Below are 13,951 nucleotides of genomic sequence, written 5' to 3'. Positions count from 1 at the left end.
CCTCTTGACTTCTATAGTATAACCACAAAGTCTCAAGTTTGGCAACTATAAAAGTGATAATTCTCCAATTACCTCTAAACGCTTGTATTTTCCCAAGGTCATAAACTTTTCTGAGAGGCTGTCTGCGGCGCTGGGACTAATCCAACCCATCTGCTGGAGCAAGTGAATGGCTACGGCATATTTAGCGCGTTTGGCTCCATCCATGACTTTAATGGTCAATCCCATACCTTCACCGAGTCGGCCAATACATTGCACGCCTTCGGCACCAGATTTACTTACTAGTTCTCCTGGAGCTAAACGCATGAGTTCTGTGTCAAATTCGCCTTCTCCTGCTACCATAGCCGCATGATGAGTCATAGCACGGACAATGCGCTCCATATCAACGTTGCTACTAGAGGCTAAGAGAGCATACAAAGATGCCATCTGACTGATTTGCATCAGATAGGTGGGTGCGCCGCAGTCGTCGTGAGCGCTGAGAAATTCCTCGGCTGGCATTCGCAACAATTCGGCAACTTTGCCCAAAATCAACTGCTGTAATGGGTGCTTACGTTGTAAATAGTTGTTTATCGGCCAATGTCGTTGTTGACAAACAGCTAACATTCCGGCGTGTTTACCGGAGCAATTATATTCCAGGGCGCTTTTTTTCCCTTCCGGAATCGGACATTGCAGTGCTGTCGGGTCTAGGTCGGCACGCCAAAGGATATTAAATGCTTGTCTTACCTGTTCAATAGTGCCTTTGTGGGAGCTGGTAATTATGGCTAAGTCGCGATCGCTCAATTTATAGCGTTCCAGTGTGCCGGTGGTGGTGACAGCCAGTGCCTGAAACGGTTTGAGTGCTGAACGGACAAAGGCCGCAGTTTCAGAATTGCCAGCAACGGATAGAACCCGTCCCCGTTCGTCGCAGATTACAGCCTCGACTATATGCCGGGATTCAATAATCCCTTCTCGCAGTAGCCGGACTTCCAGAGGTTTAGATTGAGTGCGTTTTCCCATTGTCATGGGTTAAAATTTATTACCTTTTTTATTAATTAGTACAGCACGGCAGCAATAAAACCACCGTGCATCACCGCGAAACAACCGAAAAAAATATAATTGATTTTGGAGGTAGCGGTTTTCATTAGTGATTAGTTGTTAATTACTTAACACCAATGAAGATTTATGACAATTGCCAAACTATAGTACCAATAAGAAACATTCCCGCCAAGCCAGCAGAGGTAAATTTTAAGCGCTGGAGAATGGGTTTGATTTCATAAGTTACAATCAGGCGATCGCGTGTGATCACTTCCTCCGGTTTTGTCCAAGTTTGGCCATCGTACCAACCAGACTCTTCATAGAATACGGTAGTGTTGTAGAGGCGATCGCGTACATAGAGCCATCCCAAAAATAACCTTACTAGTACCAAAACCACCCCTAAACTCGCCCCGGCTGCGCCACAGAGAATAAAGTGAACCAGTTGCTTCTGTGGGGGGAAACTAGCTGCTGCTACTGGACCCGCCACCAGCCACGATAAACTCCAAATCCAAAGGATTTTTGTGATGTAGTCTTGCCAATTCAAGATGCAATCGCAAAACAGCCAGGATGTTTTTAATTCTTCGTATTCATTCAGAGGTTGTTGCTCTATGGGAACTGGGCAATTGACAACCGAAGGTCTGATCATTTTGGCTTACCCCCACCCTCATCAGAATTTGCCAGGGAGATCCGTTCTGCATGAGACCAGAATGCTTCTAAATTATAAAATTCTCTCTCTGTTGGCATCATGATGTGAACAATCACTTCACCGTAATCGAGCAGCACCCAGCTACTATCGGCTTTTCCTTCTGTTTGCAGAGGTCGTCGTTGCCAATCACTTTCAACTTGCGCTTCAATTGATTGGGCGATCGCCCTCACTTGAACCCTAGAGTAACCGGTCATGATCACAAAGTAATCTGCCAGATAAGATACATCTCCTACCTTCAGCACTAAAATATCATCCGCTTTCCGGTCAGAAGCTGCTGCGGCTACAGTCACAGCCAGATTATCACTCACCTCTTTGGTTTGGTCCCTTAGTCCTCCGAGTGTATTCTTGATCTCCGAAACGGACTGTAATGGGAAATTTCCTTGGAAATAATCAGACATTAAACCTCAGGTGTTTTATCCCTTGTGTTACAATTTTCTCCAATCACTGACTTACAAACAAATTGCATCGCAAGTGTATGTGTTGGTTTGTTTGAATACTAACAAAAAAACGACTGTTTTTGGGATTCAGTCAAAACTCATGGCCGACGGATTTTGTGCTGATAAAAATCAAGTAATCCTTTTCTAGCGAACCTTTCATCTGTTCACCTACTTCTAGACAATCCGCCCCATCCTCAATATTTGTATACAATGGTAAGATTTTTCCCTACCTCTATCCTTTCCCAACTGTTCGACGACCATTATTGTACGGGCTTATTGCAATACGCCCCTTCGGAAGAGTGGACTCATTGAACCAAGAATCTCCGTGGCTTGGCTCCCGGAGAGTGTCAAGGAACCAAGAATGTCCTGATCCTTGCTCATAATCAACAGATTATTAAACTTCCTGCTTTCTAACTATTCCAGGGGCGAGTTTTGAACTACTAGCAATCAATGATTCAAATAAATCTTCATACTGATTTAAAGCTTGTTCAAAGGCATATTGTTCCATAGCATATTGACGACTTTTGATACCTAAATCCTTCACTTTTTTGGGATGCTGGTATAAGTCCACAATAGCCTGAGCTAAAGCGTGGGAGTTTTCTGGAGGTACAATAACGCCCCCACCACTTTCCCTGATAGCTTTTGCCGCTGTGCCACTTTCCGGTACAGAGGCGACTAAAGCCCGACCACTGGCTAGTAACAATTGAATTTTTGATGGCATATTGAAAGAAACCACATTCTGCTTCTGCACTACTAAGCCCACATCCGCAGCTGCTAACATTTGTGGTAATTTTTTCCGGGGTTGAAGCGGTAACAGTAAAACATTATCTGCACCACAGTCCAAACAATACTGCTGTAGTCGTTGCAATCCATTGGACTCACCAACGATCACAAAGACGATATCTTGAATGTGGCGCAACACAGAAGCGGCTTGAATGACCGTTTCTAAGCCTTGTGTGAGACCAATATTACCAGAATAGAGGGCGACAAATTTACCATCGAGATCATGTGCTGCCCGAAAAGCATTATTGTTTGGGGATGAAGGGCGAATAAAATTGACATCAACCCAATTAGGTATTTGCTCAATCTTTTCAGGTTTTACCCCCTTAGATATTAAATTTTCCACAAATCCATCCGCAATAACGCTAATTTTTGAGGCTGTGTGATAGGCAAACTTTTCTAATGCAGCAAATACCTTGATCAGAAATTTATTTTTCAGCAATCCCACATGAATTGCAGCTTCTGGTAATATATCTTGAAGATTTAACACCACAGGACAGGCGCGTAACCATCCGAGCAGAGCAGCCGGCACACAAACAGGTAGAGATGGTGAAGTTGAGAGAATCACATCCGGTCGCCAGCCAAATAGAGCGGGTAAAAAGCTTGTTACCACAAAACTAGCATCTAGCAATACTCGATCCAACAAATTGGGTTGGGGGCGAATCCAAATATAACTGCGTTGGATGTGAACATTATTTTTATATTCATTCAAATACCACTTACCCCGGTAGCCCTCATAAATTTGACGTTCTGGATAGTTAGGCATAGCTGTGATTACCCGCACTGTATGCCCACGTTTGGCCAATCCTTCCGCTAGTTCTGTCATCAGAGGGGCTATGCCAATGGGTTCTGGATAGTAGTTATAGGAATAGATTAAAATCCGCATAAAAGTTTATTTATAAGTTTCCTGGTTCTTGTGGTTCATGAGAATATTTTCAAGAAAATCACTCTTTCTCACGTTTATGGTGCTACATTTAATTTTCTCTTCATAACTTGTGGAATAACAGGGTTTTTCATTGAAGATTTAGTAAATTTTATATCAGCTACTTAAGTATCAGGGATGGTGTGTTTTTTATCACTATTAAGCGCGTATAAAATGTATAGTTGCTGCTTATTCTTATTATTATTAAGTATTATAATTGCTAATTATGTGTAGAATACATTTTCGGGATTGATTCATCAAAAATTAGGCATAATCTCAAAATATCCAGTCAACTTTTAGGCTGATTTTCCTTGGTATTCTGAGCATCTCAAAAAATCACTTAATGGCTGGTTGAATAGCAATGTGGATGGATAAACTTAAGGTACTATAGGTGAGCTTTCCTAGATTAAGTATATACGTAAGCACTGAGTAAAGCTGGCATAAATTGACAACTTGTATAGAAGTATAATAAACTCTGATTCCAGTCTAGGCTAGTTTGTGTTTATCGAGTATTTTCCGGAATTTGAGTATAGGTACTACCAACTATGAAGATTTGATGTCTTCAAGCTCCACACTCATCACTGGAAGTCACGAGTTAGGCGCGATCTATTCTGTTAAAATTACCATATAGCGAAAACCAAGCTAAATCTGAACCACGACAACTAAAGATATGGGGTTCCACTAGGAAATAGGTATTTTTATCGCTCCTCTAGTGGGTAAAATCTTTAAGGTACAGAGGTTAAACATACTTAGAATTTTTAGGTACTTGTTTAAAAATCGCCGTCGGTGCGCCGGAGGCTTGAAACGTCTGTGGAGAACTTGTAAGTCCTGGAGCAATTCAGGCGGAGATGGTTGAAGCAGTAATCACGGGACTTTGAGTCGTGTGAGGTTCAAAAATCATAGTAATGGCACAAAACAATGGTAGGGCGATCGCTCTATAGATAAGATAGCCTCCTGAATCGGAGTATAATGATGTGCAGTTTGCAACCGGGAGTGTCAACCACGAGTCAGGCGAATCATCACTGAAATAGCTATACTCCAAAGTAATACCTTCACTATATACTGAAGTTTTCTAGGGCTGGATTTTATGACATCCTACGCAACCTCCTTTGCCAAAGCAGAAATGAGTGAACTCCGGCGGTTAAAAGGTCTACTACCGCCAGAATTGCAGAGCTGGGTCACGGTTGAAGGTACCACCGAGGTTAATCCACCGATGATCCGTTGCGAAGAGATTGGTAAAGACCAAGTAGAAATTCAAATTGACTTGGTGAAATGGGATGCTCTGGCGATGGATCAGCGTAATCTCTTATTCTGGCATGAAGTGGCTCGCATTCAAAATGATAGTATTCCCAAAGATGGTTGGGAAATGGCAGCATTAGCTATTGGTTTAGGTGGTGCTGTGGGTGAGCTATGGGTGCAGGATGGATTATTGCTGGTATTAGCTTTGGCATTATGTGGTGTGTCTGGCTGGCGCTTGTATCAAAAGAATAATGGCGAAAAGCAAATTAGAGAATTACTAGTTGCGGACGAGAAAGCCATAGCTTTAGCAACACGCTTTGGTTATAGTCTTCCTAACGCCTACAAGAGCCTTGGTAGTGCGTTGAAAACAATGATTGATAATACACCTAGCAAGCGCCAACGGTCTCGTTACGAAGCCAGACTTTCTGCCCTCAAACGCAGCGCCAACAAAGCTAAAGCTAAGTCTCGGACTACAGATGAACCTGGATTCTAGAATCACCCAGTCATGCGGTGGGTTGGGTAGTTCCCAACCCCAAATAATATTCAATTAATCTTTAATCACTTGAGATTTCTGCTTGAGCCAAAAAGCGCTTAAGCCTAGCAAAATTAGTCCTGCACTAGCTGTTGGTTCGGGAACTTGTGTAGCTGTAACAAAGCCTTGTAATTCTTCACTACTAGCTCTAAAAGACCTGTGTTGGGGTCAACATCTAGGGAGAATTTTTGGACTCGCGTATCGTAGGAGATGATACCGCCTCCAGGACCGCGATCGCCTACACCATAATATAAATTACTTTGGCGATCGTAATATAAATCCGAGATAAACGCGAGGCGATTGATATTCGGGTCGGAAATATCAGTCTTTCTGAAATCTGTACTCTCACCAGGAATGGTGAAGCTATTCACAAAAGAAATAGCCTATGCGGGAGTTAAAGATGCCGTAATACTAACTACGCTGGTGATTAATGACAGACTTAATCCAGAAATCCAACTTTTTGGGTAAATCATGTAAATACCGGAAAAACGGTGAATTTACTGAGTTTCAGTTCCCTGCATTAAAATTAGGTTAATCAACAGTTAAGCTCTGGATGATTACAGCTGATTCAACATTTTGTGAGTTTGGGGTATTACCCGGACTTGTGGTACAAACTGCTTCATTAAAGCTTGCCACATCAAGACCTGTTGTGGCGTAGGTGCTAGTACAGGTGTTTCAGTCAGTTGTTGAGAAACTGGTAGAGGTGTAACAGGTTGTAAAAATATGGGAATATCTGGGCTAATATCTGCCACTATTGCGGCTGAACGCTCTAACTCTGCTGAATCTGTATCCTTAGCAATAATTATCTTGACAAAAGTTGTTAAACGTGCATCAAAAGATAATTGTAAAAATTTCGTATGTTCTTCCCAAAGACTTTCACCACTCACACTGGGCAGTTTTAAATCCATGCCCACAGAGTCAAGGTAGGGTAAAATCATCGCTAACTGTTCTGGCCGATGTCCTCCAGATTCTAGATATATTGGTAAATTGGTAAGCGATCGCACTTGGGGGAGAAATTCCTTTAAGAAAGCTGCATGAAGAAGGGGTTCGCCGCCAGTTAAGCTAATGCTATCGTGTAGACAAGGTAGGTTTTGCCTTTTAACCCATTGGAGTAATATGGGTAGTGGGACAGGATTAGAGTAAATCTCAAAATCGCGCAATCCAGGCGATCGCTCTATCCGACAAGTAGTGGGTGCATTCCAAGTGTGAGCGCTATCACAAAAGTGGCAGCGCAAGTCACATAAAGCAAAGCGAATAAAAAGTTGACGTGTCCCGACATTCAGTCCTTCCCCTTGAATAGCAGAAAAGACCTCAATGAGACGTGCTGTAGGTGGAACCGTAGTTTTGACAGTCATGGGATAGTAGCAACGCGATCGCGCTGCATCGGCACAAAAGATTAGATAGTTTTTTACTTCTCATTCTATTGTGAAGCTTCGCGGGCAATATTTGCTCATATCCTAACTAAGTAACTACTATTAGTGTTTATGCCTACCAATGAACTGTCACGCCAGCCAGAGGTTAAGTAAATTCTCAGGATAAAATAATTTTTGGCAGTTTAAATTTACATGGCAACGAAAGTGCAAAGCTTCATGACTAGCCAACCCACACAGGAAGACTTTCCCGTTACTTCCTTCCAGGAAACTGTAATAGTGCAGGTGCCAGCGCGGTTAAGCGTGCTTGAGGCAGTAGGCTTTAAGCAGACCTGCCAAGATTTAACTCAACACCACTTACCTCCAAAGCAAATTATTATTGATTTTCAGCAAACTACTTTTATGGATAGTAGTGGTTTGGGAGCTTTAGTAAGTAATTTGAAAAATGCCCAAAAAAAAGGGATTGCCTTGACCTTGCGGAGTGTCACCCCTCAAGTGATGGCAGTATTAAACCTCACAGGATTAGATCAAGTTTTTACCATTGAATCTAATAGCACTTGTTCCCCAAGAGAAGCTAAAAAATACACAGATACTTACAAAACTAATTCTCGCAAAGTAGAGCAACTACCCACCACTCATCCCTCTGTAGCATCTTGGATGAAACGGTTCATAGATATTATTGGCGCACTAGTAGGTTTAGTAATTACAGCATTTTTATTCATTCCCATCGTAGTGGCTATCCAAATTGATGATCCCGGCCCTATTTTCTTTGGTCAAATTCGCTGCGGTTGGATGGGAAAACGGTTTAAAATCTGGAAATTTCGTTCCATGTGTGTAGATGCTGAAGCGAAAAAATGCCTAGTTAAAAATCAAGTCCAAGGTGCATTCTTCAAGAACGAAAAAGATCCTAGAGTCACGCGGGTAGGGCGATTTCTCCGGCGCACCAGTTTGGATGAATTACCCCAATTTTGGAACGTCCTCAAAGGCGACATGAGTTTAGTGGGTACTAGACCACCCACACCCGATGAAGTCGAGCGCTATGAAGTCCCGGAGTGGCAACGTTTAGACGTTAAACCAGGTATGAGTGGAGAATGGCAAGTTAATGGCCGCTCTACAGTACGCAGTTTTGAGGATGTAATTCGTTTAGATTTAGAATATCAAAAAAATTGGAGTTTATTATACGATATGAAATTAATTTGTAAAACTATAGCGATTCTATTTAATAAAAATAGTGGTGCTGTTTAGTTAATGAGTTTAATTTCTCATTGGTTAGTAAACTGCCGTTTAATTGCCGTGTTTTTATACCCAAGCTTTTTATAAGTTTGGGTATGACTTTTTTAACCTTAATTTATGAAGGCATTATTGTGAGAATAATAACATTGATTATTCATAATGATATTTAGAGGACAAAATAATTAATAAATCTTTTTCCACTTTGTAAACTAATCGATGTTCATCTGAAATACGCCTTGACCAGTAACCTTGTAGTTCATATTTTAGGGCTTCTGGCTTACCTATTCCTGTAAAAGCATCTCTTTGTATATCTTTAATTAGTGCCAATATTTTTTTGAAAATTCTTTTATCTTCTGTCGCCCATTGACCAAGTTGTTCAAAGGCTTCGGGTTCAAATGCAACCTTTTTCATATTCGTCTAAATCAACATATATCAAATTTCCTTTTTCTACATTCTCCAAAGCTTTAAGTAAATGTGTTTTGTTAGCTTCTGATTTCATCAGATAGGTAGTTTCATCTTCCTCAGTGGGTGGTTCAACTAGCACAATGACTTCCACCACTGTTCCTTCTGGTAGTTCGGTGGTAGACAGTTCAATTTTGCCATCTTTACCGACAATAGCCTTTTGTTTAATTCCACTAAGCATAATTATTCTGAATTTTCATTTTTTCTTTAATTTAACTATATCTGATTGGTTTGGTGTTTGAGCGATGCCTTTGGCAAGCGTAGCTATCGCTCTTTTTAACGTTCGCGTAGCGCATACCACAGAGGCGCAGAGAACACAGAGAAAGGCGCTAGTTAGAGATATTAGAACTTTAATTGGGAATACTGAGTAAAGCGCGAGTATTTGCGGCTTTTCACGGGATATCGCGCTGCTGAGGGTTTACCAACGAATAAAAAATTATGAGTTTAGCACTTACAGTAACTTTTGCGCTTACAAATTGGATTGCGAAAGGGTTGGCAGATGGAACTTTGATCAGGATTGGGGGTAGGGAGATTTGAAAAGGAAGCTTACAAACGTCTTCCCCAAGTATTTGAGATAATGGAATCGATGATTGAAACCAGTCGCCGATTTGAATCTTACCAGACAGAAATACAAGCCGTATCCCAACTAGGAATCAGCTTCCATGACTGGCTGAAATTAACTCCATCTACAGAAATTAAACTAGACAGTGCAGAATTAATGTACATAATTCCCTCTCAACCCCTAAACTTACAATCTGCTATTTGAATTAATTTCCCTCTCTTCCTCCGCATCCTCTTCTCCTCTGTAGTATGGGCTACGCGAACGTTAAAAAAAGGCGAACATTTGTTCGCCTAATCATCATCACGAATCAACTTTACAATTCCAAGTAAACTCTTTCAAAAGGTTGTTTTCGATTCTGATGACGATTTTGTATATGCTCTGCGACGATGTTTTTACGATTTTCTCGTAATGATAAATCAGGATCAGCATCTTGTAGTAGATTTTCTGGATGTTTTCCTCGTCTTTGAGCGAGGGTTTCACGAGGTTTTATAGTTTGCCAATGTTGATAAATTAGTTGTTTTAGCAGTTCTTCGGAGGTAATATTCTCTTGATTAATAATTTCTGCTAGATAGATTTCTGTTTCTCGATCTAGGTTGATAGATATCATTTCTGTTTGGTGTAATCGGTTGTATTATAATTCTAAAACATAGTTACCTGGAATTAACGCGATCGCAACGACGAACTACGCCTACTAAGATAAAAAAAAGGCGAACATTTGTCCGCCTCAGCATATTTATAGTGTTGATTAAAACCTAAATCTTCGCTTCTTCCTTCACCAACTTATCCCAACCCATATCCTGCAAATTAGTATTCCGACGTAACGGACGAGTTACCAACTCCAGAATGTCACGGGTATTAGTAAAACCGTGAATTTGAGCAAAAGTGAACTCTACAGACCACTTAGTATTAATCCCTCTAGCTTCCAAAGGATTAGCATGAGCCATACCAGTAATTACCAAATCAGGCTTAGATGCATAAATCCGTTGCAGTTGATTGTAATTATCCGGCTTTTCCACAATTCTGGGCAAAGGTACACCCATTTCGTGACAAGTCTTTTCTAACAACGCCAACTCAGCAGCTTGATAGCGCTTATCCATGTAGGGAATGCCGATTTCTTGCACTGTCATTCCACAGCGTACCAAGAACCGCGCTTGGGAGATTTCCAGCAAGTTGTCACCCATGAAGAATACAGACTTACCACGAATCAATTTTACGTAATCTTCCACGCTTTCCCAAATTTGGGCTTCCCGTTCATCCAAACCTTTGGGAGTAATACCAAACACAGAGCAAATTTTCTCTACCCAGGCGCGAGTTCCATCAGGGCCAATGGGGAAAGGTGCGCCAATGAGTTTACACTTGCGGCGACGCATTAAGGTAGTCGCAGTCCGACTGAGGAAGGGGTTGACACCAGCGACATAATACCCTTGTTCAATTACTGGCAATTCCGTGAAGCGTTTTGCAGGTAGCCAGCCGGAAACTCTAATTCCTTGTTTCTTCAGTTCCAAGGTTAACTGCGTCACCACAGGATCAGGAAGAGAACCAAAGAGAACTAAAGGTGGATGATCTACATACTCAGATTCATCTTGGATAACTTCTTCTTTTTTCTTGCCGAAGTTTAGCAGCTTTTGAATGGCGTTGCGATCGCCCTTTTCCGTTTCAGTTTCCGCCGCAGGAGCATGAGTAGGACAACGATGAGCCATTGCAGCCAAAACAGTGTCTTCACCCTGGGTAAAGGCGTAATCCAGACCATTTGCACGGGCGACAACGATAGGAATACCAATATCTGATTCTAACTTCGGTGCTAAACCTTCCAAATCAGTTTTAATAATTTCTGTAGTGCAAGTACCAATCCAAACAATCACACTAGGATTGCGATCGCGCTTAATTTGCAAGCACAACCGCTTTAACTCCTCATAATCATTCAGTTGTGCCGAAATATCCCCCTCTTCCAACTCTGCCATTGCATAGCGAGGTTCAGCAAAAATCATTACCCCCATCGCATTTTGGAGAAAATAGCCACAAGTCTTAGTACCAATTACCAAAAAGAAGCTATCTTCAATTTTTTGATACAACCATGCCACGCAGCTAATTGGGCAGAAGGTGTGGTAATTTCCAGTTTCGCACTCAAAGTTTAGAGCTTCTGGTTGTTGAGCGATAGTCATGTTAATTTTTTTCCCCTTGGTATTTAACAGCAGGTGAAAGTAGGGTAGGTACAGGGGGAGATTCAGACATCCCCCTCAATACCTGTAGCAGCGCCTATATTCAACAGGAACAGCAATAATTAAGTGTTGGGGAAGAGACGGGCAATTTCTGACTCATCAAAAACTCCTGATGGCAGTTCTTCCCCTAATAAATCGTTATTTTCTTCATTTTTTTGCAATGCTGTCTCATCACCCCAGACATCGGATAACACATCTTTAAAGGCGTTTTCATCTGAATACTTCAGATCATCCAGCATTGGCTCATGCAAATTTTCAGCCCCAGCATTCGGCGCATCAAAAGAAATTTCGCCAAAAGCATCTGCTTCCGTACCGAGTGAGTCATGGAACTCATCACCCAGGTGATTTTCACTTAACTGAGATTCCCTGAATCCTAGACTTTGCTCATCAGAATTGATCTCATAGTCATTTCCATAGGAAACTGCGAGAGTTTCATCATCTATATTTTCATCCTGACTCGCGCCGGAATCGTACTGATGAATCTCGTCTGATACCACTGGAGGAATAAAACTATTACCAAGAGCAATATCTGGATCAAAATGCAAATCCAGCACTTCAATCAGGGTGTCAGCATCAGCATTCAGCCGAGAAAACGGCATCATTAACTGTGCTAATTTTGGTTCTAGAGCATTAATAACGCCAAGGATGAGGTATGAAGGTGGTCGCTTTCCGCCATCAGGAGTGTACACAGACTCTATTTTCATGTGCAGGATAATCCATTCCCGGTTGGACTGAAAGAATTGCAACCACTTCTGTCTGATCGAATCTGTAAAGCTGTTAAAGAAAGCCATATTTTTCCTCATCCTAAATAGTGATGATGTTATACAATCATCAAGTCTAGTGCCTCTTCTGAATTAGGAACCTCGTGTTTACCCGGATTTAGATAAAAATCAGACAACAAAGAGAACAATTCCCGATCTGGAGAGTCGTTAGGCACAACCCCTTCTGGACGAGCCAGAATTTGGTCAGCGATACTCAGATAGTAATCGCAAACGTAGCTCAGAGAAGGATCATGCTCTGCCATTTCAAATAAAGTTTTACCCTTAACGCGGGAAATACGGATATCTTCAATTAAAGGTAAGACTTCTAAAATTGGCATAGGTACGGATTCCACGTATTTCTCGATTAAATCACGCTTAGAAGTCCGGTTGCCAATTAAACCAGCCAAACGTAGGGGGTGAGTTCGGGCTTTTTCCCTAACTGAAGCCGCAATCCGATTCGCAGCAAACAAAGCATCAAAGCCATTGTCAGTCACAATCATGCAGTAATCAGCATAGTTGAGGGGAGCTGCAAAACCACCACAAACAACGTCACCCAAGACATCAAATAAAATTACATCATACTCATCAAAAGCATTTAATTCTTTCAGTAATTTTACGGTTTCGCCAACTACATAACCTCCACAGCCTGCACCAGCTGGTGGACCACCTGCCTCTACGCAATCTACACCGCCATAGCCTTTATAAATTACGTCTTCTGGCCAAACATCTTCATAGTGGTAGTCCTTTTCTTGGAGGGTGTCGATAATTGTCGGAATCAAAAACCCTGTGAGAGTAAAAGTGCTGTCATGTTTTGGATCACAACCAATTTGCAGAACTTTTTTGCCGCGTTTGGCTAGGGCGACAGATATATTACAGCTAGTTGTGGATTTACCAATACCACCTTTTCCGTAAACTGCTAGTTTCACTTTTGTTTGCCTCTAAATTATTTCTTGTCAAACTCGTGGATCAAGCTTTTGCCTTCACCTAGCCGCAGATGACGATGTGTGAGCTATGTGATTGTAATTATTGTCGAAATTACACAGAAAAGAAAGGGGGTTTAAATATGAAAAACAAAGTTATTAGCATTCTTAAAGATTATGAAAGATTTATTGCCATTTTTTTATACTTTAAATACTTTATTTCTCATAAAAATACTATTATTTAATGTTTTATTATGTTTTTTTATAAAAAAGTTACAAAACACAAAATGATCTCTATGTACTTTTGTATCTATTTTTATGACATTTCAACTCCCCTTTGGCAGAGTTAGACACAGCTAATTGAGGCAGTTTGAAGTTTGAAGAGATAGATGCTCTATGCAATGCTGAAAATGATCACCTAAATTTATTTAGCCGGGACATTGATCAAATTGATAAATTTTATTGAGTATTAATACTCAATAATTTATACTTTTCCGATGTTGGTAATTTGTTTGTAATAAATTATTAATTTTCAGATATTCCAGCAATTTCCTGTAGCGATTGCCAGCCAGCTTGCCACTGAGAGTTATCTTGTAACAATTTAGCATTTAACCAAAAACGGACATTAGGATCACAAGCAGCAACCATTTCCGCATAAACCCACTTACTCTGATTTTTGCGGTTAACTACTTGAAAATGCCGCCAACCATCTATTTTTTTGTGTGTTGTCCACTTAGAACCAACTAAGTGAGGAAATTTCTGTTTTTTAGGCATGGAAAAGATAAAATTGAGTACGA

17 protein-coding genes are annotated in these 13,951 nt (G+C 41.1%); 3 read left to right on the top strand and 14 right to left on the bottom strand.

The features are described from left to right. Positions 1–45 precede the first annotated feature (45 nt). The 4 genes from ACM0OP_RS06350 to ACM0OP_RS06335 all read right to left on the bottom strand — a co-directional run bounded on the left by ACM0OP_RS06350 (position 46) and on the right by ACM0OP_RS06335 (position 3,820). A complete protein-coding gene (locus tag ACM0OP_RS06350) occupies positions 46–999 on the bottom strand; it encodes an asparaginase (protein WP_414527553.1) in 954 nt (317 codons plus the stop codon). A 157-nt stretch (positions 1,000–1,156) separates the two neighbouring features. Then, complete coding sequence (locus ACM0OP_RS06345) at positions 1,157–1,657, bottom strand: CGLD27 family protein (RefSeq protein ID WP_414527552.1); 501 nt, start codon at positions 1,655–1,657, stop codon at positions 1,157–1,159. Further along, positions 1,654–2,115, bottom strand: coding sequence for a ribosome silencing factor (rsfS, locus tag ACM0OP_RS06340; RefSeq protein ID WP_414527551.1), 462 nt, complete (start codon positions 2,113–2,115; stop codon positions 1,654–1,656). The genes ACM0OP_RS06345 and rsfS overlap by 4 nt, the downstream gene beginning before the upstream one ends. Positions 2,116–2,548: 433 nt before the next feature. Next, complete coding sequence (locus ACM0OP_RS06335) at positions 2,549–3,820, bottom strand: WcaI family glycosyltransferase (protein ID WP_414527550.1); 1,272 nt, start codon at positions 3,818–3,820, stop codon at positions 2,549–2,551. Between the two features lie 1,123 nt (positions 3,821–4,943). Between ACM0OP_RS06335 and ACM0OP_RS06330 the strand changes: the two genes are divergently transcribed. Beyond that, entirely contained in the window at positions 4,944–5,588 is a 645-nt protein-coding gene (locus tag ACM0OP_RS06330; protein ID WP_414527549.1) for a DUF3318 domain-containing protein, read from the top strand. A gap of 54 nt (positions 5,589–5,642) precedes the next feature. On the opposite strand, the gene ACM0OP_RS06325 is transcribed toward ACM0OP_RS06330, so the two are convergent. From ACM0OP_RS06325 to ACM0OP_RS06315, 3 genes are all read right to left on the bottom strand, one after another. Further along, positions 5,643–5,702: a hypothetical protein gene (locus ACM0OP_RS06325; RefSeq protein WP_414527570.1), complete on the bottom strand. Its 60-nt coding sequence runs from the start codon at positions 5,700–5,702 to the stop codon at positions 5,643–5,645. Next, positions 5,702–5,998, bottom strand: coding sequence for a hypothetical protein (locus ACM0OP_RS06320; RefSeq protein ID WP_414527548.1), 297 nt, complete (start codon positions 5,996–5,998; stop codon positions 5,702–5,704). Before ACM0OP_RS06320 ends, ACM0OP_RS06325 begins: the two co-directional genes overlap by 1 nt. Before the next feature lie 186 nt (positions 5,999–6,184). Next, entirely contained in the window at positions 6,185–6,982 is a 798-nt protein-coding gene (locus ACM0OP_RS06315; RefSeq protein WP_414527547.1) for a 7-carboxy-7-deazaguanine synthase QueE, read from the bottom strand. 210 nt (positions 6,983–7,192) lie between these two features. On the opposite strand from ACM0OP_RS06315, the gene ACM0OP_RS06310 reads away from it, so the two are divergent. Beyond that, positions 7,193–8,242 (top strand): anti-sigma factor antagonist, encoded by a 1,050-nt coding sequence (locus ACM0OP_RS06310; protein WP_414527546.1) that lies wholly within the window; start codon positions 7,193–7,195, stop codon positions 8,240–8,242. A gap of 138 nt (positions 8,243–8,380) precedes the next feature. Here the strand turns inward: ACM0OP_RS06310 and ACM0OP_RS06305 are convergent, their stop codons facing one another. Together ACM0OP_RS06305 and ACM0OP_RS06300 are read right to left on the bottom strand one after the other, a co-directional pair. Continuing rightward, positions 8,381–8,641: a Txe/YoeB family addiction module toxin gene (locus ACM0OP_RS06305; RefSeq protein WP_414527545.1), complete on the bottom strand. Its 261-nt coding sequence runs from the start codon at positions 8,639–8,641 to the stop codon at positions 8,381–8,383. Then, positions 8,622–8,873 carry a type II toxin-antitoxin system Phd/YefM family antitoxin gene (locus ACM0OP_RS06300; protein ID WP_414527544.1) on the bottom strand — a complete coding sequence of 84 codons (252 nt, stop codon included), beginning with the start codon at positions 8,871–8,873 and terminating at the stop codon, positions 8,622–8,624. The genes ACM0OP_RS06305 and ACM0OP_RS06300 overlap by 20 nt, the downstream gene beginning before the upstream one ends. A gap of 396 nt (positions 8,874–9,269) precedes the next feature. On the opposite strand from ACM0OP_RS06300, the gene ACM0OP_RS06295 reads away from it, so the two are divergent. Then, on the top strand, positions 9,270–9,458 hold the full coding sequence (locus ACM0OP_RS06295) for a hypothetical protein (RefSeq protein WP_414527543.1): 189 nt from the start codon (positions 9,270–9,272) through the stop codon (positions 9,456–9,458). A 109-nt stretch (positions 9,459–9,567) separates the two neighbouring features. Here the strand turns inward: ACM0OP_RS06295 and ACM0OP_RS06290 are convergent, their stop codons facing one another. The 5 genes from ACM0OP_RS06290 to ACM0OP_RS06270 all read right to left on the bottom strand — a co-directional run bounded on the left by ACM0OP_RS06290 (position 9,568) and on the right by ACM0OP_RS06270 (position 13,928). Continuing rightward, the gene (locus tag ACM0OP_RS06290; protein WP_414527542.1) at positions 9,568–9,861 is read right to left on the bottom strand and encodes a hypothetical protein; all 294 of its coding nucleotides are present in this window, start codon (positions 9,859–9,861) and stop codon (positions 9,568–9,570) included. A 145-nt stretch (positions 9,862–10,006) separates the two neighbouring features. Continuing rightward, complete coding sequence (locus ACM0OP_RS06285; protein WP_414527541.1) at positions 10,007–11,416, bottom strand: ferredoxin:protochlorophyllide reductase (ATP-dependent) subunit N; 1,410 nt, start codon at positions 11,414–11,416, stop codon at positions 10,007–10,009. Positions 11,417–11,535: 119 nt separating this feature from the next. Then, the gene (locus tag ACM0OP_RS06280; protein WP_414527540.1) at positions 11,536–12,264 is read right to left on the bottom strand and encodes a DUF5331 domain-containing protein; all 729 of its coding nucleotides are present in this window, start codon (positions 12,262–12,264) and stop codon (positions 11,536–11,538) included. Between the two features lie 29 nt (positions 12,265–12,293). After that, on the bottom strand, positions 12,294–13,160 hold the full coding sequence (bchL, locus tag ACM0OP_RS06275; protein WP_414527539.1) for a ferredoxin:protochlorophyllide reductase (ATP-dependent) iron-sulfur ATP-binding protein: 867 nt from the start codon (positions 13,158–13,160) through the stop codon (positions 12,294–12,296). 519 nt (positions 13,161–13,679) lie between these two features. After that, complete coding sequence (locus tag ACM0OP_RS06270) at positions 13,680–13,928, bottom strand: TIGR02450 family Trp-rich protein (RefSeq protein WP_414527538.1); 249 nt, start codon at positions 13,926–13,928, stop codon at positions 13,680–13,682. Positions 13,929–13,951: the final 23 nt, after the last annotated feature.

Origin of the sequence: Nodularia chucula CCY0103, from assembly GCF_963923915.1 — a bacterium.
Classification (GTDB): domain Bacteria; phylum Cyanobacteriota; class Cyanobacteriia; order Cyanobacteriales; family Nostocaceae; genus Nodularia; species Nodularia chucula.
Note: the sequence above shows the minus strand (reverse complement) of the source record. Positions and strands in the feature narration are given on the sequence as shown.

Excerpts from the sequence above, each read along its gene's own strand:
- ACM0OP_RS06295 (WP_414527543.1), top strand. The coding sequence starts at position 9,270 with ATGGAATCGATGATTGAAACCAGTCGCCGATTTGAATCTTACCAGACA.
- rsfS (WP_414527551.1), bottom strand. The coding sequence starts at position 2,115 with ATGTCTGATTATTTCCAAGGAAATTTCCCATTACAGTCCGTTTCGGAG.
- ACM0OP_RS06285 (WP_414527541.1), bottom strand. The coding sequence starts at position 11,416 with ATGACTATCGCTCAACAACCAGAAGCTCTAAACTTTGAGTGCGAAACT.
- ACM0OP_RS06310 (WP_414527546.1), top strand. The coding sequence starts at position 7,193 with ATGGCAACGAAAGTGCAAAGCTTCATGACTAGCCAACCCACACAGGAA.
- ACM0OP_RS06345 (WP_414527552.1), bottom strand. The coding sequence starts at position 1,657 with ATGATCAGACCTTCGGTTGTCAATTGCCCAGTTCCCATAGAGCAACAA.
- ACM0OP_RS06290 (WP_414527542.1), bottom strand. The coding sequence starts at position 9,861 with ATGATATCTATCAACCTAGATCGAGAAACAGAAATCTATCTAGCAGAA.
- ACM0OP_RS06300 (WP_414527544.1), bottom strand. The coding sequence starts at position 8,873 with ATGCTTAGTGGAATTAAACAAAAGGCTATTGTCGGTAAAGATGGCAAA.
- ACM0OP_RS06270 (WP_414527538.1), bottom strand. The coding sequence starts at position 13,928 with ATGCCTAAAAAACAGAAATTTCCTCACTTAGTTGGTTCTAAGTGGACA.
- ACM0OP_RS06315 (WP_414527547.1), bottom strand. The coding sequence starts at position 6,982 with ATGACTGTCAAAACTACGGTTCCACCTACAGCACGTCTCATTGAGGTC.
- ACM0OP_RS06350 (WP_414527553.1), bottom strand. The coding sequence starts at position 999 with ATGACAATGGGAAAACGCACTCAATCTAAACCTCTGGAAGTCCGGCTA.
- ACM0OP_RS06305 (WP_414527545.1), bottom strand. The coding sequence starts at position 8,641 with ATGAAAAAGGTTGCATTTGAACCCGAAGCCTTTGAACAACTTGGTCAA.
- ACM0OP_RS06280 (WP_414527540.1), bottom strand. The coding sequence starts at position 12,264 with ATGGCTTTCTTTAACAGCTTTACAGATTCGATCAGACAGAAGTGGTTG.
- ACM0OP_RS06330 (WP_414527549.1), top strand. The coding sequence starts at position 4,944 with ATGACATCCTACGCAACCTCCTTTGCCAAAGCAGAAATGAGTGAACTC.
- ACM0OP_RS06335 (WP_414527550.1), bottom strand. The coding sequence starts at position 3,820 with ATGCGGATTTTAATCTATTCCTATAACTACTATCCAGAACCCATTGGC.